The following is a 23,715-nucleotide window of genomic DNA, read 5'->3' as shown; positions in this document are numbered from 1 at the left end:
CACTCAGCACTATGACACGCGTCCATAAAGGGCTGTAGGCTGATTACTCAACCAAGCCCACATTTGATCACCGTAACAAAAATGCCACCACTCCTTCGGATTGCGTTGGAAACCAGCTTTTAACATCACATCACACAACAATTGACGATGAGCGTGATATTCCTGCGCTGCTGGTTGTTCATTATTGGCATAGTAATCTGGATGCGATCGCTCTGACATTTCATCAATCGGTGAACCCATGTTTACAACCTGTCCGCTATCGTCTACCAAAGTCACGTCCACTGCTGCACCCGTACTATGGGGAGGCGGTGTTTTTTCATCCAAACTCGGTACAGCCCAAATTTCATAAACCGCTTGCCAAATTTCTTGGCGTTGATGCGGCGTTAATTCAGCCTCAATTAACCCCCGTTCCTTGACTGCCAGAGCAAAGCTGTAATCTACCATAAACTGCTGCACAGCTACTGGACGATAGGCATCAAAAATCTGGATGCGCCAGTAAGGACGCGGCGACTCTAAATAATGTTGAGCTTTTATTAGACGGTTAACAACACTCTGACGCAAAAAATAAGGTGAATATTCTCCGTAAGCAGCCCCTAATCTTGCATAAGGATGGGGAGATTCCCACGCAAACAATTCCAAAGGAATCTCTACTAGTGGTTCACCACATTCCACTATCGGTATCTGGTGATAAGGTCTGATCTGGTAATTAATCACTCTCAGCAGGTTTAGTTAAACATAAACCTAGAATTTACCTTGTTTTAAGGATAAGAGTAACCATTATTTTGCATCCCGTTGATATTCTGCCCGTGAGGCAAGCCATTATTGGGAAAATTAGATTGGGGTAGTTGTGAATTGCCGTAATTACCAGGAATTACTGAATTTGTAGTTGTGTTAACGTTAGCGCGAGGATTTCGCACAGAGTAGGGGCCAATAATCGGTGATGTTCCAGTCAGGACGGTTGACGTCGATTGATTTTGGTTTGGTAAATTTTGGAGATAATTCAAATTATTGGCAGGATTCGGTAAAGTTGGCTGAGTATAACCTGTTCCCGAACTGACTCCTGTATTGGGTGCGATCGGCTGATTGTTATTCAAGTTATTGTAAGGAAGTGGCTGAATGTAACCCGTTCCCGAATTTAACCTCGTGTTTAGTGGAACAGACTGACCGTTATTTAAGTTATTGTAAGCACCTGGCTGTGTATAATTGGAGCCAGCATTTAAACCCGTGCTAGGTGAAAACCCTTGACTAGGTTGAGTGCTGCTGGGAAAAGACTGCGTCACTCCACCATAGGAAGTTACGCTTGTAGGGTTGATGATGGCTGAAGGGTTATTATTTAGACTAGACATTGTCTGATTAGACGATTGGCTCATTCCTGTTGGTAATACAGTACTTGAGTCAATGTTTTGCCTACCGTTAATTTGATTAACTAACCCTGGACTGAGTATAGAAGAATTAGCAGTTTCTCTTATAGGTGCAGTGGAACCATTCCCCATCTTATATCCCAACAACTGATTATTATCTGTCGCACCAAACCGCAATAAGTTTTCTGCTTCTGATATAAAAATACTTTTTCCAACAGATGTAGGCAATTGACCGTTAACTAAATTGGCACCTGAATTTGCTTTAGAGCTGTCAATAGTCTGTGTTTTGTTGGCTGTATTAGGTAACGGAGTTTTATTTTTATTCTCCTGCGATTTAGCTATCTTTGTTGGTGTAATGATTGGCTCAGTTTCAGCAAACAAAGACTGCAAATTATCAATATCTGCTGCAATAGCTTTATCTTCCTCGGAAAGAGAGGGGTCATTAGCATTTGTAACAGGGTTCTGAGTTGCTGGATTATTAGTTGATACATCGGGGTTAGCCCAGTATTGCTGAAGAACTAGCCCTACGACACATAAGAAAATTGCTGTTCCCCAAAAACTAGGTTTGCCCAAATTTAATAACCTAGCTCTGAGATAGCGCCAGTATGGAGAAGGATAACGACGATTTGGCATAATATTTTTGCTAGATAAGTGATTGATATAGAAATCTGATTTGATGATTAAACAAATTTAAGTATCTACGGGTTGGGTATTGCCCAACACCACTTCCAGTCAAGAAACCAATCCAATACAGTGGCTTCCTTATGTATAATTCACAAATCGAATTGTACTCCTATAGTTTTATATTACTTATACTTAGGATTGTATAATTTATATTTACCTAACTATTTAAAGTATAGGTGTTTTAGTCTTGAAGTTTGGTAATGGGCTTTCGCCATCATCGTCAGCTTTCAACTGAGCGCTCACGCCGTCCGCATAGCATCCCACAGAAAATTCCGAACGATAAGAAAATAATCGCTAATTAAGAAAAGACTTTTACCCATTACCCATTACCAGTTCTAACTCATTAAAATCTTTCTGTTTCTTGAGATGGTGCGACGGCTCCCGGTTGAGACATAAAGAAGTTTTGGGCAGACTCATTTTGATAAATACACCTAATATCAGGTTTTTCGCTGTCTAAATTACCTGTAAAGCCAAAGGTGTTGAGACGATTTTTACATTCTCTAACTTGATCAGATGTGACAAGTTTACGTTGCTCCAAAAGCGCCCAGTTATTTTGCCGCAGAACACATCCAGGCCGCATACTAGGTTGGGCAACATAGACATTAAATGGGTTGAGGGTCACAAATAATCGAGCGTCCATCACCATTGCACTTGCCCCGTACTGGACACAAATCTCTGGATTTGGTGCTTTCGTGTCGATAAATTCACGAGAGGCAACATTTGATGAAGATAAGGTGGTTGTAGAGCTAAAAGCAATACCAATTCCAATTCCTAATACAAGAACTCCCCCCAAAATAGCAATGGTGGCAAAGTTAAATATGGAGGGTTGGAAACCAGGAGATTTAGATGTAGTAGTTGATCTACCAGTAGATTTACGTCTCATTCTTGCCTTATAACCTTCATACCTGAAAAAGCCGAGAGTTGTTCTAACAGTAATAAGTTACGAGTTATCAATGCAAGAGAATGTTAATAACTGTTTGCTGTTCACTGATTTAGTTTACTCTCCCTATTTCAGTATGCCGATTATTGACGTAATTGACCGCTACTTCTCAGACAATATTTAATATTTGACGTATCATACCAATTCTCTATGAAGTTGCGCCAAATAAATGATGTAGAGACTTTGCATGCAACGTCTCTACAGTACAGAACAAAGTACATCTATGGCTACGCCAGACAAGCTACATCAAGAAACGGTATTACCATAAGAAAATCTCAATGTCTCTCGGCATCCGGCTTGATTATTGAAAATATCTAAGTATCTGTAGGGTGGGCATTGCCCAAGGCCACTCACGTGACTGCCAGGAAACCTCCGCTTAGACTTTTCTTCGTCCAACGCAGTGGCTCCCCTACGTATATTTCAGAAATCAAATACTATTCCTATAGTTGATTTCAACCTATAAGAATTTCTGTTCAATATCAGTGTTGAGAGCCCATAGGCTAATTGGCGATGATCGATGGTTAATCGTAGACCATCACGGCTTAAGATAGCTTTAATATTCAGATAAAATTGGCGTTTATGCTTATATAAATGAGAGGTAGAGTGATTTTTGCATAATTGGCACTTAAATGAGTACGATTATGAGCAACTGACACAGTTTGGGATAATAACAACCTGAAGATTGCAGTTGATCCACGAAAACAGAATTTAGAAAGGTGCTGATTGTATTACATTCCGCATTTTTCTGACTTCTATCTTCCTACTGACCGTCTACCTTGTAGTTGATGCAGTAGATGTTATGGGACAAGTATGGTTAATAGGATACCAAACCCTGTTCCCCAACTCAGTCTGATGCACTTGTGCATTGCCTAATCAACAGCCTTTCGGTTGTCATTGTCCTAATAGAGAACCTCAACTGTCAAATTTACGGAAGTGAAAATGCAAGAACCGGAATTCGCCCAAACCCAGTCAAAAGAGGCAACAGTGCCAGAAATCAACAGCCAAACAGGAACTATTACTAAACTCCAGCCTCCTGTACAGTCTCAAGAGGAATGGCGCAAATATGGAGAACAAGTTTCTGATTTTTTAGCGACTCTTCCCGATTACGTAGGAAACTTTTTTAATCAATACAAACAACCCTTAGTCAGTGTGGGTTTAATTGTGGCATCAATTGTCGCAGTTAAGGTACTGTTAGCAGTTTTAGATTCTTTGAATGATATTCCTTTAGTAGCACCAACGTTTGAATTGATTGGTATCGGTTACTCTGCTTGGTTTGTCTACCGCTACTTATTGAAAGCTTCGACCAGACAGGAGCTAACTCATGAAATTACCACTCTCAAATCCCAAGTAGTTGGTCAAGAGGATTCATAGTCTAATTTTTGACTAACCAAAGCCCAAGACCAGTTTTATAAGAGAAATGACCAAGCAAACTATGCTTGGTCATTTTTTTACTGCGCTGTGTGTGTCGTACCGTTTCTTCATGAAGATGTGCTTTATTCTGGGCTGTAGAGATGTTGCATACAACGTCTCTACATCATTTATTTGGTGCAACTTCATAGAGAATTGGTGTCAGTTGTCAATGCCCATCCCACTTACTACAACACCCGCAATATGCTAGGAATACTGTCAATAGCTGGTAAATTTTGAATTTCTGCTAAGGCTTGGCGAAATTCACCTTCCCTGACATCGTGAGTCACAACTACTATCTCTACTAGTTCTCCTTGAAAGCCAGTTTGCACAATCGATTCTATACTTACGCCATGATTTCCAAAGCAAGTACCCAATTGACCAATTACACCAGCCTGGTCTTTGGTGAGGAATCGGGCATAAAATCTGGTTATAAGGTCGCTGATGGGAGCAACTTGGCTATATTCTTCGTGTCTACAGGTTAATAGGGGATTAGGGGCTGTTGTATTACTCTTGAGGGCTGCAACCAAACTTAATATATCTGAGGTGACGGCGCTGGCGGTTGCACCTGCACCTGCACCAGGGCCAAAAAACATCACCTGACCTATGGGTTCTCCTTCTACGAGAATGGCGTTATATACGCCGTTAATACTGGCTAGGGGATGTGTTTTGGGTACGAAGGTAGGGTGAACCCTTACCGACAGTTTAGTGGCATCTTGAGCCTGATTTTTAGCGATCGCCAGTAATTTAATCACAAATCCCAATTTTTCGGCATAGGCGATATCTGTCTTACTAACTTGGCGAATCCCCTCACAATAGACATCCTCTAAGTTAATTCGCCCATCAAAAGCTAGTGATGCCAGAATAGCAATTTTATCCCCTGCATCTAAGCCGTCTACATCTGCCGTAGGGTCAGCCTCCGCATAACCCAAACGTTGAGCATCAGCTAACACATCACCGAAGTCGCTACCCTCTGTTTGCATCCGAGTCAGGATGTAATTAGTGGTACCGTTAACAATGCCTGTAACAGTATGCAGCCTGTTGACACTTAAAGCCTGCTTTAATGGTTGAATTACGGGAATACCACCACCAACGGCGGCTTCCAACATCACGTAGACTCCGGCTTGATTAGCAGCAGTAAAAATTTCTGCCCCGAAACGAGCGATCGCTGCTTTATTAGCCGTGACTACGTGCTTACCATTATTTATGGCTTGGAGAATGAGCGATCGCGCCGGTTCTAATCCTCCCATGACCTCAACAACAATATCTACTGCCGGGTCATTGACGATTGACTCTAAATCTGTGGTTATAACTTCCGGCTGTAATTGTACATCGCGGGATTTATTAGGCGATCGTACTCCCACCCGATATATTTCTATTTCTTGCAGTAAAGGGTGACGACCAACTGCATCTTGTAGCAGTTGCACTGTCCCTGTTCCTACCGTACCTAATCCTAAGATTCCCAGCTTTACACCCACAAACTTTGTACCAAATTTAGTTTTAACTGCTGAGTCCTGAGATATCATTTCCCAGCTATTTATATACAAAACAATTGTAGGGTCGGCACTGCCCACCCTACAAATTCATCAATTTTGTTAGTTGTTCGTTGTCAGTGGTCAGTTGTTTGTATTTTGCGAATGACAACCGACTAATGACAAATAACCAACTTAGTATGTTTCTACGTGCCAGCGACCAGCTTTCTTGAGGTCTTTTTGGTAATCACTCCAGGTAACACCTTCTTTCGCAGCAGCAGCACTTAAAGCAGCATCAATGCCCTCTTCCATACCGCGCAAACCACAGATGTAGGTGTGGGTTTTTTCATTCTTGATTAATTGCCACAGTTCATCAGCGTGTTCTGCTACACGGTCTTGGATGTACATTCTGCCACCTTGGGGATTCTTTTGTTCCCGGCTGATAGCGTAAGTTAGGCGGAAGTTATCGGGATATTTCTGTTGGATTTCTTCCAGTTCTTCTTTATAAAGAATGTTGGGAGTTGTAGGAACACCAAAGACTAACCAAGAGAATCCTTTGAATTGGTATTCTGGGTTAGCTGCTCTTTCTGCATCCTTGAACATCCGCCATAGGTAAGTCCGCATGGGCGCAATACCAGTACCTGTTGCCAACATGATGACATTAGCTTCAGGATCATCTGGTAACAGCATTTCTTTACCCACAGGCCCAGTGATTTTCACTTCTGAACCTGGTTCGATGTGGGTCAGGTAAGTAGAACAAACACCGTAAACTGTTTCGCCGGTTTCTGGATGTTTGTACTCTAATTGACGGACACAAAGTGAGATCGTTTTATCATCAACATCATCGCCGTGCCGGGTCGAGGCAATGGAGTAGAGTCTCAATTTTTCCGGCTTGCCGTTCTTGTCCACACCTGGCGGAATGATACCAATACTTTGGCCTTCGATGTACTTTAAGTTACCACCAGTTAGATCAAATTTAATGTGCTGAACAATACCGATCCCACCTTCTTTTACCAGTGGTTCATTAGAGATTACCTTACCAATAAATGGAGCATTGGGACGGTAAAGATTAACAGGAACATCAGCGTGTTTGGCTTTCGCTTGAGTCATGGTGTTGCCTTTGTTGTCTTTTTTCTTAAGCTGTTCTTCAGCTGGTGGTTTAGCGAAGCCTTTAGCTCCACTATCAGTTTTTACAGGTGTGGCTTTACCATTCCCCTCAGACTTAGCAGTCTCACTAGACGCATCTGTTACTGTTGCAATGGTAGTTTTACCATTGAGTTGTTGTAGTGCGCTTACCGTTTGAATGCTAACAATCTTGCCGCCTAGTCGAGTGATACGCTGCATTTCTTGATTCATGCGGTTGTAAGGCACTCTGATGAACACACTGCCACTTTTACGAATTGGGTAGTTCGTTTGATCTGTTTCTTCGTTCTGACGCATACCCACCACTTCGTAAACGAAGACGCGGCTACCTGATTCTACGTTGGCAGCACCCTCAAAAGCACCTTGATTAGACATTCCTTCTACCACTCCGATCTTTAACTTAACCGTTTCTCAAAAAAGCTTTTCTCTTCACAAGCCAGCTTTAGTTTATCGGATTTTTCGTTACTAAAACTAGCACTCTGAGAAAGTAGCATTATCAATCAATGCCTTGGTTGTTACACTCTCCTCAAGACGTGCAGGCATAGTAATAAACACACCTGTTCACCTTCTAACTTAGAGGATAAGTCTCGTGGAGAATGTTAATAATGAATCAATTTAATCTTTTTTTTCGTGAAGTTATACGCCTGCCTTGAAAGAGCAATTAGTCTTGAGTCCTGAGTTCTGAGTCTTGTATTCAAGTGCAATTAGCAAACATGAATCCTCTTGGGAAGACTTGTTATTAGCAGCCACTATGAACTGTGTACACCAGGACAGATGAAAAAGCGAACATAAACTAGAGATGAGAAACCTGTGCCTTTTACTTAGCACTCAGCACCGACTACACGCCTTGCTACCGCTCTAAGCACAACTAGGCCCACAGGGCTTTACAGCACCCAGCACTCAGACTCTTTCCCAGTCAGATACATAACATAAGTTTTACTTGATGTGAAACATCTGTCAACCTATATCAGCACCTTGGGATCATGCTTAAATTCAGGGCTATATATCTGTATCAGATGATCCCCATAACTTTTTTGTACAACTTGCTGGTTCGCTCTGGAGATAGATTCAGCCGAGAATATTTTTAGCTAGGACGAGGGTATAAATAAAAAGTTAGCGAAAATCTTCCCAAATTCACTGCAAAAAAAATTTATACCTTATAGACTGAATGATATAAACTTACAAAATAATAGACGAGTTTGCTACACAGATTACGAGTAGTGATTAGTGGAATTTTAGAAACCACAATTACATCATTGGTATGTTTGTTCAGTCGGTAGATTCTCTTGACAATCAATCTTGTATGGGATACCCCATTCTGTTAAAATCAGCTATACCACTAGGATTAAATACTTACCAGCTATAAATCAAGGATATTCAGAGGATTGCAGTCGTTAATTTCGGTTGTAGGCCTATCTGGATGATTACTTAATGCTGTTAAGTAGCAAGAACGCAGGACAAACCTATGGGGTAAACTCCTGGCTTCACATTCTGCTGTGTGAAAAATTATTGATTGACACATCTTTAGTATCTGAGGAGATTTATGACAACTAAGCCGGAACGCGTGGTACTGATTGGAGTAGCCGGAGACTCCGGGTGCGGTAAATCTACGTTTTTGCGTCGTCTGATAGATTTATTTGGTGAAGAGTTTATGACAGTCATCTGTTTAGATGACTACCATTCTTTGGATCGTAAACAACGTAAAGAAACTGGAATCACCGCACTCGACCCCAGGGCCAACAATTTTGACCTGATGTATGAGCAAATCAAAGCGCTCAAAGAAGGGCAAACGATTAATAAGCCGATTTATAACCACGAAACCGGCCTAATCGATCCACCTGAAATAGTAAAACCAAATCACATTGTAGTGGTTGAGGGTCTACACCCTTTATATGATGAACGGGTGCGATCGCTCCTCGATTTCAGCGTATACTTTGACATCAGCGATGAAGTCAAGATTGCTTGGAAAATCCAGCGTGATATGGCAGAAAGAGGTCATCGCTACGAAGACGTTCTAGCGGCTATCAATTCTCGTAAGCCAGATTTCCAAAAATATATCGAACCTCAAAGAGAATTCGCCGATGTGGTGCTACAAGTATTGCCCACCAACTTGATCAAGGATGATACAGATCGTAAAGTCCTGCGGGTGCGGATGCTACAACGGGAAGGAAAAGAAGGTTTTGAACCCGCTTACTTGTTTGATGAAGGTTCAACAATTAACTGGACTCCTTGCGGACGTAAGCTTACCTGTTCTTACCCCGGAATGCAGTTATACTACGGTTCCGATGTTTACTACGGTCGCTATGTCTCAGTTCTAGAGGTAGATGGTCAATTTGACAACCTCGAAGAAGTAATCTACATCGAAACCCACCTCAGCAATACATCTACTAAGTATCAAGGTGAGTTGACTCAGCTGTTGCTCCAACACCGTGAATATCCCGGTTCTAACAACGGAACTGGTTTTTTCCAAGTATTAACAGGTTTGAAAATGCGTGCTGCTTACGAGCGCTTGACAGCAAAGGAAGCCAAACTAGCAGTTCAGGTTTAATACAGCAGTTTTTGTGTCAAAACTTCTGGGGTACTTACGAGTACCCCTTTTTTGTATCTACGAAAACATATTCAACCTATTGATAATTTCGGTAAATTAAAATTGTCTAATATAAATACTTAAAGATAGGGTAACTTTACCCGAAAAAACAAGATACTCCCTGCTGGATGTGTCAAGATTGTTATGATTTCAGTAATTAGTAGCTTGACTAAATATCTCAAATGCTTAGTCAGTGAAAATACTATCATTAGGAGGAATACGAATTGTCTCGACGTTATTTATTTACCTCCGAGTCAGTCACCGAAGGCCATCCAGATAAAATCTGCGATCAAATTTCTGATACGATTTTAGACACTTTGCTGACACAAGACCCTACTAGTCGGGTGGCAGCTGAGGTTGTGGTAAATACTGGCTTGGTGTTAATCACCGGTGAAATCACCACTAAGGCTAACGTTAATTATGCCAATATTGCCCGCCAAAAAATTGCGGAAATTGGCTACACCAATGCTGATAATGGCTTTTCTGCTAACAGCACTAGTGTAATTGTGGCTTTAGATGAACAATCACCAGATATTGCTCAAGGTGTAAACACTGCTCAAGAAACCCGCGAACAGGATAGTGAAGAACTGTTCGATAAAATCGGCGCTGGTGATCAAGGTATCATGTTCGGTTTTGCTTGTAACGAAACTCCAGAATTGATGCCTTTGCCTATTTGCTTGGCTCACCGGATTGCTCGCCGACTAGCAGCAGTCCGTAAGACTGGGGAATTGTCCTATTTACGTCCTGACGGTAAAACTCAAGTTACCGTCGTTTACGAAGATGGCCGCCCAGTTGGCATTGATACGGTGCTGATTTCCACCCAGCATACAGCCACCATTGGGGATATTACTGATGAAGCGGCAGTACAAGCCAAAATCAAACAAGACCTGTGGACTGCTGTAGTTGAACCAGTGTTTGGTGACCTGGAAGTTAAACCAGATCAAGAGACACGCTTTTTAGTTAACCCCACTGGCAAGTTTGTCATTGGTGGGCCGCAAGGCGACTCTGGTTTGACAGGACGGAAAATTATTGTCGATACCTATGGTGGTTATTCCCGACATGGTGGCGGCGCTTTCTCTGGCAAAGACCCCACAAAGGTAGACCGTTCTGCGGCTTATGCGGCTCGTTATGTAGCTAAAAATATTGTAGCTGCTGGGTTGGCAGAAAAATGTGAAGTCCAGTTGAGCTATGCCATTGGTGTAGCGCGACCGGTGAGTATTTTTCTCGATACCTTTGGGACTGGCAAGGTAGATGATGAAATTTTGTTGGGACTAGTTAAAGATAACTTTGAACTACGTCCAGCAGGGATTATCCACAGTTTCAACTTACGCAACTTACCAAGCGAACGAGGCGGACGTTTTTATCAGGACGTCGCGGCTTACGGTCACTTGGGACGGAACGACCTAGATTTACCCTGGGAACGTACCGATAAGGCGGATTTCTTGAAGCAAGCGGTTACCCATTCATTATCAGCTGCGATCGCCTAGTTACTCCAACAGAATTAGGGATGTAAGGGTGTAAGGGTATAGGGGAAAGAAAATGTTTTTATTCCCCACTCCTTACCCTTTACTAACGACAGTGATAAATTTTGTATTCATAGCCGTCTACGGCGGTTAACGGTTTGCTGTCAGCCGGACATTGTTCGACTTCTGCTGCTATTGGCGCGTGAAAGTTGACGAGCCACAGATCAAAAGGTCGTGGTAGTTGTTTCAGTGTATTTTCTAGGGAAACAGTGGAAGTGTTGGGGTCTGTTTCTTGATGAGCTAGGAGAAACTGAGTAGAAGTTTGTGAAGTAGATAATTTTAATTCCCTGGCTATCCCCATCATTTCGCCAGTTTGGACTAGGGTTTTATGGGTTGTGGCAATGAGAACTGGAACCTGAGAATTTTGTTGAATGACTTGAACTAACAAATCAGGGCGGTAGTATTTTTGATAACCCAAATTACAAATAACTGTGACAGCACTGACGAATCCCATCAACCAGATGATCATCACAGCTTTTTTGCTAGTTCGCCAACAGACGGCTAGGCTAGCACCAACCAGGATAATGACGGCGGGAAAATAGACAAAGTTGTAACGAGCGCCCCGTGTAATATCAACACCAAAAATATAAGTCAATATAAAGAATAAAGCGATCGCTCCTAAAACTACCCCAGTAAATACTTGCGTCGCCAAGCTGGTTTGGGGTTGTTGTAGTTGGAATTTAAACCCACGCACTAAAATCGGTGTGGCCCAAATAGCAAAAATTAGCATTACCAAGCCGGAAGCAATCACTACTGCTAGCTGTGATGACTCGATTGGGAGCAACATAATCATTGTCACCCATGCAGCGAAAGCTTGAAAAATCGGGTTGATTAGGTGTAAGCCGATGCCACCAACTTGAATCCATGCCGTTAAACTACTGCGATAGCGATTTTCTAAAATACTGGGTAGCCAAACTAAACCAGCTACAGCCGTACCAGCCGCCACAGCATAGATGCGCCACCAAAGGGGTGAGAAAAATACTAAAGTTTTGCTTTGTGTAGATTGTTGCCAGGCTAAAAATATTAATACCAAGGCTTCTGCACAAAGAGTCAGAGTGAAGAAGTAATGGGTGGCAATTCCCAAAGCATTAATTCCCACCCACAAGATGATTAACCATAAGGGTAATAATGTGCGGTTTTGAATGTGGCGTGTGGCAATTACTAAGCAGGAAAGGGATGCAATCACCCAGATCATAGCTAAGGTGTAATGGCGTGCTTCCTGTCCTAAATACACTCCGTATGGTGACACTGCCATCATTCCAGCCGCTAACTGTCCTACCAATGAAGAACGGAAAGCTAACCTACCTAAGACATACGTAAGGGGAATGGAGACTGCCCCTAGTAAAGCGGGAAATGAACGCGCCGCCAATAGGGAGACTAATTCTCCTTGATTGGGAAACAACTTCATCCACAGATGCACCAGGACAAAATATAGTGGTGGATGGTTGTCTTCTGTGATTAAGTTGTGAATTACGTCCCCAATTCCGTAGCCTGGGTTTGGTCGTAGGGGTTGTAAGAGAATATCAGGTGCGATCGCCTGATCCAGGGGTACTGGTAAAAAACTATTCCCCAAGCTAAACACTAAAGTAGCAAATTCATCAGTCCAAGGAGGCTTGGCGGTCAAGTTGGTAAAACGTAAGCCCAGACCGATGATAAACCAGGTTAGTAAAAGTAAAGGATGAAACCAGCGAGTCGAAACTTGAGAGTGCCAATTATACAAACCAATCTATTCCTTGTGAAAAGCCAAGTGGCAGAACAAGTCAATTTGTATATATTAGACCGCACACGCCAATTTAAGTTCGCTGACTATTTTACGTCAGTGACTCGCCAGCTAAGTTTGAGGTTAACCCAGAAGTTCCAAATAGTAGCAACGGCGATCGCTACTAGGTTAGCAATGTAGCGGTTAGGAATAAGGAAATTAAACACTAAATTCAACACCAATACATTCAGCACCAATCCCGCCAAACAAATAACGTTAAATTTAGCAAATCGCTTCAGGCGTTGATGCCATTCCTGCTGTTTCATGGTCACATCAGCGAACGTCCAAGCATCATTCCACAAAAAGTTATTGAAGATGGCGATTTCACCAGCAATAATTTTGCTGCGAGTCAGAGGCAAAGCCAAGGTTGAGGGGTCACTGAGTAAATAAAGCAGTACCATATCTACAAACACTCCACTCAGTCCCACCAAGGCAAAGCGGAGAAATCGATCTATGGGGAAATTCATTTTTTTCTGGACTCGACCTACACGCCCAGTAGATAAACGCAACCGGACTAAATGGTGAATATAGTCTATGTATTGCTTCCATGTGACTTTACTTTCACCTTGCTGGCGTTCGCAGAACACATAACCAACCTCAGCAATATTTTTAACATTACCCCGGCCAATGACCTCTAACAGAATTTTATATCCCACTGGGTTGAGTGTTGCCCCGGCTACGCTGCTGCGACGCACCATAAAATAGCCACTCATAGGGTCAGAAACTCTTCCCAATACTCCCGGTAACAGCATCAACCCCAAAACTTGAGCGCCACGAGATAAGAAACGTCTGACTACACTCCAACTACTGACACCGCCACCATCTACGTGACGGCTAGCTAATGCCAAATCTGCTCCCTGGGTAATTTTCGTCAACAGTTGTGTTAATACTTCTGGTGGATGCTGTAAATCTCCGTCAATTACCCCTAAAACACTTCCTCTCGCCACCTGCCAACCACGAACAACTGCGGAAGATAGTCCTCGTTCCTGTTGTCGTCGCATCACCCGCAGTTGGGGATACTCTTCAGTCAAAGAATGGGCAACTTCCCAAGTCATATCTGGACTATCATCATCCACAACAATTAATTCGTAATCTCCTGGGATAAATTCATCTAGAGTTTGACTCAAGATTTTGACAACATTTTCAATATTGTCCCGTTCTTTATAGGTAGGGATTATTAAAGAAAAAAATATATCTCTATGACCAGTACCGACACTATTAGGTGGCACATCAGAAACTTGTAAAAGGCCAGTTGGGACAGTTAATAATTCGTTGGCGATGTTGATTTTCATAAATTTAAATGAGGTGTGAAAAATAGAACTGATATGTACGGTCAGTGTTAATGGTTAGTTGTCATTAATCAATTGCTTTTGGATGAGCCTATTCTCCTTGATGGGGCAGGCTGGCACCAAAGCCAACAAAAAGTAGAACGGATTACTATAGGTAATAGGAATAAGTAAATTTACGTAATTCAAGTATTGGTTTGTGGTGAATAGAGTTAAACAACCATAGTTTTACTATGACTACTTCAGTATGCGGTAATTCAGTGAATATGACTAATATAATTCTGGAAGGTTTACAAGCTTTTTAGACTTGAGAGCTAATTTTGAAGTCTTGATTAAATTGAAATTATTAATACTACTGAATGTACTGATGAGATACGATCTAAAACTTCAAGATAATGTAAATTCAAGTTTGATTAAGATATAAAGTTCATACCGTTTCTTTGTCAAACTGCGCCAAATTTTAGCCTTTGTAAGGCATAGTAACACTGTGGACGCTTCGGCTTACCGCAGGGTGGTTAGCGCCAAGGTAAGCAGAGATTTCCTTATGATAATTCGCTAGTTATCAAATAATTAAGCGCATCTTCATCGATAATTGATATTCAATAAAGCCCTGAAAATAAAAGGCTTTCAAATCTATTAACAGTCAACAAACATAAATGGTTAAATAAGAAAAATTTCCCGATGGCTTTGATGTATTTTGATGAGAATATGACAATAATTCCATCAATGCCATTGAGAAATATGTTAACCACACAATTTAAATTTCTGATTCAGTCTTTGATGATTATATTCTGTAAATTTCAACTATTGGTAGAACGATTGTAGACTTTAAGGGTAAAACTATCTAAGTCCATTGTACCCGTGAGATTTTGAGTTTTTGTTAGTTGAAACTGCTTTGATAAAATTTCCTGCATCTTCTGATGTTCGGTTTCTATTTGTGCTGATGTTTTTAATTTCGACCATACAGGATTTGCACTTTCCAACCAAAGAATCCGGGGATATTTTTGGGTTTCATTTTTTAAAACTTTTTCTAGTGAAGTTGCTAAATCCGCAGGATGTTCGGCTAACAGCATCACTGGGGTTTTTGAAGGAGCGTAATATGCTAAGCGTAAAACATGACCCCAAGCTTTAGAATTCATGGCAATTAGGGTTGGTTGTTCTCGCTGTTGGGAGATGATTTCGGCGACTGAATGAAAAATTGAGCGTTGTCGTAAACTAAAATCGCTGATACCAATGGTGAGATATAACAGCAATAAACTAGAAATTACTAGTGTGCGCCATTGTGAAGACAAGGCTTTCTCTAACCACAAAGTTAATAATAATAAACACCCAGGAAGAATAATAATCATGGTTCTTCCGCCGCCAAAATTTAAAGTAGTCTTTTTTGTGACAATATCTAATCCTAAAGCTATTAAAAGGGGCAAAATTCCTAATATTAAAGCTACAGTCAAATCTTTTCGCTCACCTTGTCGCCAGAGTTTCAGACTAGAGGCGATGATGAAAGCGATCGCTAAACAACCAACTATAACTATACTAATTGTGGGCAAGCTCGTTACCCAGTCCCCCAATACTAAGTTACTCGCTAAGGTCTGAGTTGTGTCTTGCAAGTGGGTTAATATTGCTGAACCAGTATTTTTAAGACTACCAAATCTTTGCAAATCTGCACTGCGGATTTGTTTGATACCCCCCCACAGCATCCAAGGAATGGTTAGCATCACTCCTGCGCCTAAACGCAAACCATGTTGCCACCAATGTTGCCTATCCAGATAAACTACTAAAACGGCTAAAGCTATCACCCAATATAAATAAAAATAAAAGGTCAACAAACCAGCAGCTATGGAACCAATAAATAGGATGTTCCACCATAACTGATGATGGCTGTGGTTAGCCTTTGACTTAGGAGATTCTTTAATCAGATGAAAGAGTGCAGCAGCACTGAGTGTTGTCCACAAAACTAAAGGCGCATACATCCGCACATTCAGCGAGTGGAATAAATAAAAGGGGTTAATTCCCAGGAATGCTGCCAGCAGTAAGCCGCCACGATGTCCAATGAAGACTTTACCTAAACTGTAAGCACTAGCGATCGCCCCAATACTGAATAATGTATTTAAACTCCGCATGGTTGCTTCGCTATTACCGAAAAGGCGCAACCACAAATGCTGACTCAAATAAAATAATGGTGGATGCGGTTCTCCTCCCAGTAAACTCAACAGTAATTCTTTGACGGTGGCGATAACTGCACCAAAACCCGATTCAATAGGTAAGGTGAGTAACGGCAAATATTCAGCCAAGGCTACTGGTATATCTTTGGGAGTCTGGTATGCACTTTTCTGGCCTGTAGCTAGGAGTAGAGATAGCACTTCGTCATACCAAAATTCTCGGCTACCTAAGTTCACTATACGTAATAGCACGGCGATGGCGATCGCTGCTAATGCTAAAGTTTCTAGAGAAACTAGTTTATTAAGTTTAGTAACTGGGAACCCAGGATTCATCAATATATTTGCTTATATGGTGTTGTCCTGATGATACCAAGAATATTTACAGACCACTGTAATATTTGTGTTAAATATGTTTTTGATATTCTTTTAAATATAAATACTGTCAATTATAGTTAGATTTTTAACTTTAGGCTAACTAAGTAGTCTTCTTGAGTAGACCTTTTGCATCTTTTGGAAGATACACATAGGTATTGATGATTAAGTGAAAATAATAGTAAAGCTTTTCTTACTTAAAAAGCTTACGTAAAGATTTCCAGATAAAAATATCAAAGATATAGTGGCATGGCAAATCTAAAATAGTGCAGTCACAGAAATGCTATCCGCGTACCCTGCGGGAAGACTTCGTCAATATCTACGTGCATCTGTGTTTAATTTCATCCCAGTTTGTTGCATTATTTTAGTCTAGTAGGTTGCATCATAGTGATAGAACCTAACTATACTCAGAAACTATTGATATTGACCCACCCTACTTAACTTTAGTTCGTGTAATTACTCTAGTAGGGATACAAATTAATTTTCAATTATCTTGCACCTGAACAATCTCAGCTTCTTGGATGATATACTTTTTGTTCTTTTTCACCTCTTTCAGTTGAACGCGTAAAAGTTTGTCTGTCGCAGAAATATTTATTTGACTAGGTATAGTCGGTGAAGAGAAGCATGGATCATAAGAAGCACATAGGTAAACAAACTTATCATATCCTTGTTCGTTTAAAGCTAAACCTAGCTTACTTGTGTCGTCTAAATTCTTTGTAAGAAAAAATAGTTTATTTTTAAAAGCAGCTTCAAAACTTTGGCTAATATATTGGTGAGCAACGGCTACAATTTTGTGATCATCCTGGCGCAAAAAATTGAGGATATCTATAGCTTCTGTGTTTCCAGTAAAATAGCTGTAATTTATCCCCATAAATGTATTTGCGTAAACACCAATTATAAATAGTGCTGCGAAGATGGCAGTACTAATATATTTGATGCCAAACTGTCTAATTGATAAAGTAGACTCTAAAAGAAATACTGCTAGTAGACTCAGTAGCGGAATCAGAATCAACAAAAATCTAGGTCCCCATTGTTTACCACCATCACTAGGTAGAAGTATAGGTACTAAAAAAATGAAGGGGATAGATATCAAAACAATTTTTTTCATTGCGGCTGTCAGTTTTATAGATTTATAGAACACTGACAACCCAGTAAAAATAATTGTGAAATATACAAGAGGAAAGTATTCTCGGAAATTTTTCCACAGACGACCGAAAATCTTATTAGCTTTTGATAACCTTTCTTGAAGAGAAAATTCTTCTACAACTTGGAGTGCATGAGCGCCTAAGGGGTGATTATAGATTAATTTATTAATAATGAAAAAGCAGGAAACCGTTGCCAGTAAGCTAATAATAAATAAGATTTTATGCTGATTGATAATACTGATTTTTCCTAGCTTAATTTTATAGGAAGAAAGAACTAAAGGAATTAAAATTGCCACTAGGGCAAGAAACTCCGGTCTAAACCAGACTGATAAACCAATCAATATTCCACTAACTATGGCATCTTTTTGAGTAAACCCTTCTTCACCCTTACTTAAAATAATTACTAGTCCAGCAAAAGCTAAACTCACTGCAAGTGTATGTTCCCAATACATAGCACTATACATGGTGAGTGGAGAAGCAAATATCAGTGTGGTAAGACCTATAGAAGTTGTGAGTATACTAATTTGGAAAAATTGGCAAATGCGATAAAAATTAAACCAGATTATCCATGTAGATAATAGGGGTACTATATAAAAACCTCTATAACCGAATAGGGCATGGAAAGGCGCTGTGATTAAGGGAAAAGTAAAGGGGAAAGTAATGTAGTAACGATTAGATATTTTATAACTAAAGGGTGGTTCAAAAGGATAAAGCCCATTATCCCAGAGATTACGTACCCATGAGGGTACTGATAAATCCAGATCAAAGTTGAACTTCCCAGAACTAAACTGCTTTGCTAGTAGGGCTTTTAATCCAGCGTCGCCACTAAAATAAATATCCTCAGGCACTCGTGATAGTAAGTATAATGAAAAAATTATACCCAATGAAATTATCAGTAAAGGTAGATTAATTTTTGGTAATTTCATATTGAAAATTACAGAATAATTACTACTAAAATTAAACAAGAGAAAGTTAAAACTTTAGGATGAATGGTGAGTATTTACCAAATGGGTAATATACTAATGGGTAGTTATAAGTAATATGACTTACAATACCATGCAGCAAATTACCTTGTTAAGCCAAAGTGTGAAAGTTATATAATTTTTTGGCGTGATTAACGACAAAGTAAGTATTTGTAGGCTCGTAAGTACAAAATTTTGTAGAGATATTTTTAAGTTACTGTGAATTATAAAACTGTTGATGTAATTCTTGAGCGTGCCTTGTTAGGGGATGATATATCACCACAAGAAGGAATAGTCTTACTAACGCAAACGGACTCAGGTGCGATCGCCTCTATTCGCCATACAGCTGACAAACTCCGCCAACAGCAAGCCGGGGATACTGTTACTTACGTAATTAATCGGAATATTAACTTTACTAACATTTGTGAGCAGCACTGTAGTTTTTGTGCATTTCGGCGAAATGATGGAGATGCTGATGCTTATTGGTTAGATTGGGCAGGTATTTTGGAAAAATCCCACGACGCGGTGCAGAGAGGGGCAACAGAAATCTGTATGCAGGGAGGATTGCACCCACAAGCCCAGATTGATGGTAAATCTTTGCCTTATTACCTGAAATTGCTAGAAACAATTAAGCAAGAGTATCCCCAAATTCATCTACACGCTTTTTCGCCCCAAGAGGTGCAGTTTATCGCCAGAATGGATGGACTAGAATATGCTGGTGTCATCTCTGCTTTACAAAACGCTGGCGTTAATTCTTTGCCGGGAACAGCAGCTGAAGTTTTAGATGATCAAGTGCGGCGCGTACTCTGTCCTGAGAAGATTAATACTGCTACTTGGTTAGAGATTATTAGTACAGCCCACAAATTAGGCTTACATACGACCAGTACTATATTATCAGGGCATATTGAAACCCCAGAACAACAAATTGGGCATTTAGAAAAATTGCGATCGCTCCAACAAATAGCCACCAATCAAAAATACCCAGCCCGAATTACCGAGTTTATTGTCTTACCTTTCGTTGGTCAAGAAGCACCTAAATCTTTACGCCGTCGTGTCGGGCGCGATCAACCAGTTTTAGCCGATGCTTTATTACTGGGTGCAGTCGCAAGAATTTACTTAGGTAATTGGATACCCAACCATCAACCAAGTTGGGTCAAATTGGGGTTAACTGGGGCGACAGAAGCCTTAAATTGGGGTTGTAATGATATAGGCGGTACATTGATGGAAGAACATATCACCACAATGGCTGGTGCTGTAGGCGGTACGTGCATGGAAGTTGAAACCTTGCAAAATGCGATCGCCTCCATAGGTAGACCTTACCAACAACGTGATACGCTTTATCAACCAGTAGATTCAGCCAAACAATTGGCTAATACGGTAATGGGTAATGGGTAATTGGTGAAAATTTCTTCTCAATTACCAATCACCTATTACCAACTAAAAGTTAAAGTTCTTGTTGAGGAATTTCTTCCCGAAATTCGATAAACAACTGCATTGTTTCTTTCATTAAATCGCGCAAATCCCGATTTAGCAAAACAACACCTTTAGCCCCAAACCAGCGATCAAAAGTTGTTACATATCGAGTATCACCATTGACAAATCCCTGCATAAACTTCACCAGAGAGTAATTAACTGCATCCAAAAATTTAGAATTATTCTCAGGAACCATACAGGCGATACCCTCCCGTGAATAAGGGCGATCGGGGACGATCGCAAAATCATCGGGATTTTTGGCCTTTTGCAACCAGCTTTCTAACAAAATGCTATCAGATGAGAAAGCATCTATTTTGCCCTCTTGCAAAGCTGTATAACCTTCTGAACGACTTTTCAAATAAACTAGTTTAGCTTGGGGTTGTACCCGCTTGATTGCTTGCTCATTGGTAGTTTGTGCTAATACACCAATGCGTTTACCAATTAGCGATTCAGGGGAACCAAGATTACTGCCGGACTTCACTAATAATTGGGTGCCAGTAGCGCCATAGCTGACAGAAAAATCTACCTTCTTATCTCGTTCCCAGGTAAAACTACTAGCATCACAAACAATATCAACTTGCTGATTAACTATTTTGGGAATCCTTTGTGCAGGAGTTAATGCCACTAATTTTAGTTGTATTTTTTTCCCTAATTCTTTTTCTAACTGTTGCTTGATTACAGATAGCATATCGACAGAGTAACCAGTCAACTGTCCCTGAGCATTAGTATAGGCAAAGGGCATTGCATCTCTACTAGTGCCAGCAGTTAATACCCCTGTACGAGCAACTTTCTGCATGACAGTTTCCCCGAATGCTGCATCTGGTATGACTGTCGTCAAGGTCAAACTGAAAAGAGCGATCGCTAAATTTTTATACATAGTCATTAGTCATTAGTCCACAGTCAATAGTCAAGAGTTATCTACTCTCCTGCTTTTTCTCCTATCCCTATTCCCTTAATCAAAATCTGTAGGTAGATCGGGCTGGCGATAGTGTTGGAAAATGCGTTGAATTTGGGTTGGTGTGATGCGTCCTAAAGAGAGATCGGGCAAAGCATCTTCAGCAAAGAAACCGACTTCTTCAGTTTCAATACTGGATGTGGGAGAACCGCCTACAAGTTCGCACAGAAAAAACAGCTTATAGATATAAAAGGGAAACGGCGGGTGTCCTTGTTTATCTCGGTCGTAAACTGCTAGTACTTTAGTAGCGCGTGTTTGATAGCCAGATTCTTCAAAGACTTCTTTAACAACGACCTCACTAGGTGACTCACCAACATCAGCCCATCCCCCAGGTAAAGTCCAAAGACCATCGGCGCGTTCCTTGACCAACAAGATAGAGTTATCCCGAAAGACTGCACCCCGTACATCAACCTTAGGGGTAGCGTAACCTAGTTCACGGGCAAATAAATCTAAAACATAACTATCTTCGACATTTGAGTAAGTCGCCATAATTTCTGAGGCGATCGCTCGCAACTGTTTATAGCGTTCGATATCAAATGGATTTTCTGAATAGGTAAGTCCATTTTGGGAAATAGCTTGTAGCTTTTGCGTCCACTCCAGCCATTTTGGTTGCATATATTTCTCACTAAATACCCAGGATTTGGGGTTTAGAGACTAGGGCTAGAAGTTACGGAAATAACCCCACTCCCTACTCCCCACACCCCAATCCTCTACTTACGCCTCATCTAAAGCAGCGATACCGGGCAGTACTTTGCCTTCGAGTAACTCTAAGCTAGCGCCGCCGCCGGTGGAGATGTGGCTCATTTGATCAGCCAAACCTACCTTCTCAACAGCCGCTACCGAGTCACCACCGCCGATGATAGTAGTTGTGCCAGTTTTGCCAATCTCTGCTAGTGTATGAGCGATCGCTTCTGTACCCACAGCAAACTTATCAAACTCAAATACACCCATAGGCCCGTTCCAGATGACAGTTTTAGTATCTGCAAGGGCTTCTTGGAAGACTTTGACAGAATCAGGGCCGATATCCAAACCCAGCCATTCATCAGGGATGTTGTCAATGCTGACGGTTTGAGAATTAGCATCAGGTGCAAACTTATCTGCTACTACCACATCTGTAGGTAACAACAAGCTAACGCCCCGTTCCTTTGCTTTGGCTTCTAAAGACTTCGCCAGTTCTAGCTTGTCTTCTTCCACCAGAGACTTACCAACATTCAAACCACGAGCTTTGTAGAAGGTGAAAATCATCCCACCACCAATGATCAGCTTGTCGCACTTCTCTAGTAGGGTTTCAATCACACCGATTTTGCTGGAAACCTTAGAACCACCGATAATGGCTGCTAAAGGACGTTGGGGATTTTCGATCGCACTTTGTAAGTACTGCAATTCCTTCTCAACCAAATATCCAGCCACAGAGGGACTGAGGAATTTAGTTACACCTTCAGTAGAAGCATGAGCGCGGTGTGCAGTACCAAAAGCATCGTTTACGTAGAAATCAGCATTAGCAGCTAATTTTTGAGCAAATTCAGGATCGTTTTTCTCTTCTTCTTTATAAAAACGGACGTTTTCTAATAAAAGAACTTGGCCATTTTGCAGCGCCGCCACCTTAGCCGCGACTTCATCACCAATTGAGTCATCGGTTTTGACAACTTCTTGTCCCAACAACTCAGATAGCCGCTTGGCTACTGGGGTAAGACGCAATTTCTCATCTACACCCTTGGGACGACCGAAATGGCTTGCTAAAATGACCTTAGCGCCCTTTTGCGTCAAATCTTGGATGGTTGGCAGAGCCGCACGAATGCGAGTATCGTCTGTGATGTTGCCTTGATCGTCTAAAGGCACGTTAAAGTCAACACGCACTAAAGCGCGTTTACCAGAAATATCAGCAGCAGATAAACTAGCCACAGTTTTTTTAGACACAGCCAAACCCTCCTGATTGCCTTTTTGTTATTGTTTTGAAAGTAGAACCATCAAGATTTTACCGGAGTCGGGGGTGCGGAGGTGCAGAGATGTTCAAGACAGTTTTATTTCCCATCGATCAAAGCCGAGAAGCAAGGGAAGCTGCTGATGTTGTCACCAACGTCGTGCAGAAATATGGCAGTCGTTTAATACTGCTGTCTGTGGTAGAAGAATCTTCCCCAGACGAGTCTAGTGCTGATCCAATGGTGTCTCCCGAAGCCGTTGCCAAACTGCTCAGGGATGCCCAAGCTTTATTTTCGCAGCAAGGTATTTCTTCAGAAATTGTGGAAAAACAAGGCAAACCAGCCTTTACCATCTGCGATGTGGCGGACGAGATTGGTGCTGATTTAATTATCATGGGTTGCCGGGGACTAGGTTTAACCGAGGAAGGTGCTACCGATAGCGTCACGACTCGCGTGATTAACCTTTCCCCTTGTCCGGTGCTAATTGTCCCTTAAATTGTTATTTGGGTGCGTTACATCCCGTTGACGCACCATCTAAATTGATGAAGAGTAAAGATATCCTGACCAC

Annotated in this window: 17 protein-coding genes; 5 read left to right on the top strand and 12 right to left on the bottom strand. The window is 41.2% G+C overall.

Annotated elements, in window-relative coordinates; all coding sequences use genetic code 11:
- Positions 1-9: 9 nt before the first annotated feature.
- The 3 genes from ACM5QX_RS21590 to ACM5QX_RS21580 form a co-directional block, all read right to left on the bottom strand.
- Positions 10-699 carry a M15 family metallopeptidase gene (locus ACM5QX_RS21590; RefSeq protein WP_414755436.1) on the bottom strand — a complete coding sequence of 230 codons (690 nt, stop codon included), beginning with the start codon at positions 697-699 and terminating at the stop codon, positions 10-12.
- 59 nt (positions 700-758) lie between these two features.
- Positions 759-1,994: a hypothetical protein gene (locus ACM5QX_RS21585; RefSeq protein ID WP_414755422.1), complete on the bottom strand. Its 1,236-nt coding sequence runs from the start codon at positions 1,992-1,994 to the stop codon at positions 759-761.
- Positions 1,995-2,388: 394 nt separating this feature from the next.
- Positions 2,389-2,928, bottom strand: coding sequence for a DUF3172 domain-containing protein (locus ACM5QX_RS21580; RefSeq protein ID WP_010998257.1), 540 nt, complete (start codon positions 2,926-2,928; stop codon positions 2,389-2,391).
- Between the two features lie 996 nt (positions 2,929-3,924).
- Between ACM5QX_RS21580 and ACM5QX_RS21575 the strand changes: the two genes are divergently transcribed.
- Positions 3,925-4,356: a CAAD domain-containing protein gene (locus ACM5QX_RS21575; RefSeq protein WP_011317642.1), complete on the top strand. Its 432-nt coding sequence runs from the start codon at positions 3,925-3,927 to the stop codon at positions 4,354-4,356.
- Positions 4,357-4,580: 224 nt separating this feature from the next.
- On the opposite strand, the gene ACM5QX_RS21570 is transcribed toward ACM5QX_RS21575, so the two are convergent.
- Together ACM5QX_RS21570 and petH are read right to left on the bottom strand one after the other, a co-directional pair.
- A complete protein-coding gene (locus ACM5QX_RS21570; protein WP_414755435.1) occupies positions 4,581-5,870 on the bottom strand; it encodes a homoserine dehydrogenase in 1,290 nt (429 codons plus the stop codon).
- A 189-nt stretch (positions 5,871-6,059) separates the two neighbouring features.
- Positions 6,060-7,382 carry a ferredoxin--NADP reductase gene (gene petH, locus ACM5QX_RS21565; RefSeq protein WP_011317640.1) on the bottom strand — a complete coding sequence of 441 codons (1,323 nt, stop codon included), beginning with the start codon at positions 7,380-7,382 and terminating at the stop codon, positions 6,060-6,062.
- A gap of 1,168 nt (positions 7,383-8,550) precedes the next feature.
- Here petH and ACM5QX_RS21560 point away from each other — a divergent pair.
- Both ACM5QX_RS21560 and metK read left to right on the top strand, forming a co-directional pair.
- Complete coding sequence (locus tag ACM5QX_RS21560; RefSeq protein WP_011317639.1) at positions 8,551-9,555, top strand: phosphoribulokinase; 1,005 nt, start codon at positions 8,551-8,553, stop codon at positions 9,553-9,555.
- A 263-nt stretch (positions 9,556-9,818) separates the two neighbouring features.
- Positions 9,819-11,081: a methionine adenosyltransferase gene (gene metK / locus ACM5QX_RS21555; RefSeq protein WP_414755420.1), complete on the top strand. Its 1,263-nt coding sequence runs from the start codon at positions 9,819-9,821 to the stop codon at positions 11,079-11,081.
- An 82-nt stretch (positions 11,082-11,163) separates the two neighbouring features.
- Here the strand turns inward: metK and ACM5QX_RS21550 are convergent, their stop codons facing one another.
- The 4 genes from ACM5QX_RS21550 to ACM5QX_RS21535 all read right to left on the bottom strand — a co-directional run bounded on the left by ACM5QX_RS21550 (position 11,164) and on the right by ACM5QX_RS21535 (position 18,764).
- Positions 11,164-12,837 carry a glycosyltransferase gene (locus ACM5QX_RS21550; protein ID WP_414755418.1) on the bottom strand — a complete coding sequence of 558 codons (1,674 nt, stop codon included), beginning with the start codon at positions 12,835-12,837 and terminating at the stop codon, positions 11,164-11,166.
- Between the two features lie 86 nt (positions 12,838-12,923).
- Positions 12,924-14,168 (bottom strand): glycosyltransferase, encoded by a 1,245-nt coding sequence (locus ACM5QX_RS21545; protein WP_414755416.1) that lies wholly within the window; start codon positions 14,166-14,168, stop codon positions 12,924-12,926.
- A gap of 794 nt (positions 14,169-14,962) precedes the next feature.
- Complete coding sequence (locus ACM5QX_RS21540; RefSeq protein WP_414755414.1) at positions 14,963-16,654, bottom strand: glycosyltransferase family 39 protein; 1,692 nt, start codon at positions 16,652-16,654, stop codon at positions 14,963-14,965.
- 523 nt (positions 16,655-17,177) lie between these two features.
- Positions 17,178-18,764 carry an LA_3751/LA_3752 family putative glycosyltransferase gene (locus ACM5QX_RS21535; protein WP_414755412.1) on the bottom strand — a complete coding sequence of 529 codons (1,587 nt, stop codon included), beginning with the start codon at positions 18,762-18,764 and terminating at the stop codon, positions 17,178-17,180.
- Between the two features lie 255 nt (positions 18,765-19,019).
- On the opposite strand from ACM5QX_RS21535, the gene cofH reads away from it, so the two are divergent.
- Positions 19,020-20,195: a 7,8-didemethyl-8-hydroxy-5-deazariboflavin synthase subunit CofH gene (cofH, locus tag ACM5QX_RS21530; RefSeq protein ID WP_414755410.1), complete on the top strand. Its 1,176-nt coding sequence runs from the start codon at positions 19,020-19,022 to the stop codon at positions 20,193-20,195.
- Positions 20,196-20,244: 49 nt separating this feature from the next.
- Here the strand turns inward: cofH and ACM5QX_RS21525 are convergent, their stop codons facing one another.
- The 3 genes from ACM5QX_RS21525 to ACM5QX_RS21515 all read right to left on the bottom strand — a co-directional run bounded on the left by ACM5QX_RS21525 (position 20,245) and on the right by ACM5QX_RS21515 (position 23,145).
- The gene (locus ACM5QX_RS21525; RefSeq protein WP_041455994.1) at positions 20,245-21,150 is read right to left on the bottom strand and encodes an amino acid ABC transporter substrate-binding protein; all 906 of its coding nucleotides are present in this window, start codon (positions 21,148-21,150) and stop codon (positions 20,245-20,247) included.
- Between the two features lie 75 nt (positions 21,151-21,225).
- The gene (locus ACM5QX_RS21520; protein WP_011317631.1) at positions 21,226-21,843 is read right to left on the bottom strand and encodes an NUDIX hydrolase; all 618 of its coding nucleotides are present in this window, start codon (positions 21,841-21,843) and stop codon (positions 21,226-21,228) included.
- A 99-nt stretch (positions 21,844-21,942) separates the two neighbouring features.
- Entirely contained in the window at positions 21,943-23,145 is a 1,203-nt protein-coding gene (locus ACM5QX_RS21515; RefSeq protein WP_414755408.1) for a phosphoglycerate kinase, read from the bottom strand.
- Between the two features lie 89 nt (positions 23,146-23,234).
- Between ACM5QX_RS21515 and ACM5QX_RS21510 the strand changes: the two genes are divergently transcribed.
- Positions 23,235-23,642 carry a universal stress protein gene (locus ACM5QX_RS21510; RefSeq protein ID WP_414755406.1) on the top strand — a complete coding sequence of 136 codons (408 nt, stop codon included), beginning with the start codon at positions 23,235-23,237 and terminating at the stop codon, positions 23,640-23,642.
- Positions 23,643-23,715: the final 73 nt, after the last annotated feature.

Source organism: Anabaena sp. CCY 9910 (assembly GCF_963920875.1).
Lineage (GTDB): Bacteria > Cyanobacteriota > Cyanobacteriia > Cyanobacteriales > Nostocaceae > Trichormus > Trichormus variabilis.
Note: the sequence above shows the minus strand (reverse complement) of the source record. Positions and strands in the feature narration are given on the sequence as shown.

Excerpts from the sequence above, each read along its gene's own strand:
- ACM5QX_RS21585 (WP_414755422.1), bottom strand. The coding sequence starts at position 1,994 with ATGCCAAATCGTCGTTATCCTTCTCCATACTGGCGCTATCTCAGAGCT.
- ACM5QX_RS21580 (WP_010998257.1), bottom strand. The coding sequence starts at position 2,928 with ATGAGACGTAAATCTACTGGTAGATCAACTACTACATCTAAATCTCCT.
- ACM5QX_RS21575 (WP_011317642.1), top strand. The coding sequence starts at position 3,925 with ATGCAAGAACCGGAATTCGCCCAAACCCAGTCAAAAGAGGCAACAGTG.
- petH (WP_011317640.1), bottom strand. The coding sequence starts at position 7,382 with ATGTCTAATCAAGGTGCTTTTGAGGGTGCTGCCAACGTAGAATCAGGT.
- ACM5QX_RS21560 (WP_011317639.1), top strand. The coding sequence starts at position 8,551 with ATGACAACTAAGCCGGAACGCGTGGTACTGATTGGAGTAGCCGGAGAC.
- ACM5QX_RS21545 (WP_414755416.1), bottom strand. The coding sequence starts at position 14,168 with ATGAAAATCAACATCGCCAACGAATTATTAACTGTCCCAACTGGCCTT.
- ACM5QX_RS21540 (WP_414755414.1), bottom strand. The coding sequence starts at position 16,654 with ATGAATCCTGGGTTCCCAGTTACTAAACTTAATAAACTAGTTTCTCTA.
- ACM5QX_RS21535 (WP_414755412.1), bottom strand. The coding sequence starts at position 18,764 with ATGAAATTACCAAAAATTAATCTACCTTTACTGATAATTTCATTGGGT.
- ACM5QX_RS21525 (WP_041455994.1), bottom strand. The coding sequence starts at position 21,150 with ATGTATAAAAATTTAGCGATCGCTCTTTTCAGTTTGACCTTGACGACA.
- ACM5QX_RS21520 (WP_011317631.1), bottom strand. The coding sequence starts at position 21,843 with ATGCAACCAAAATGGCTGGAGTGGACGCAAAAGCTACAAGCTATTTCC.
- ACM5QX_RS21510 (WP_414755406.1), top strand. The coding sequence starts at position 23,235 with ATGTTCAAGACAGTTTTATTTCCCATCGATCAAAGCCGAGAAGCAAGG.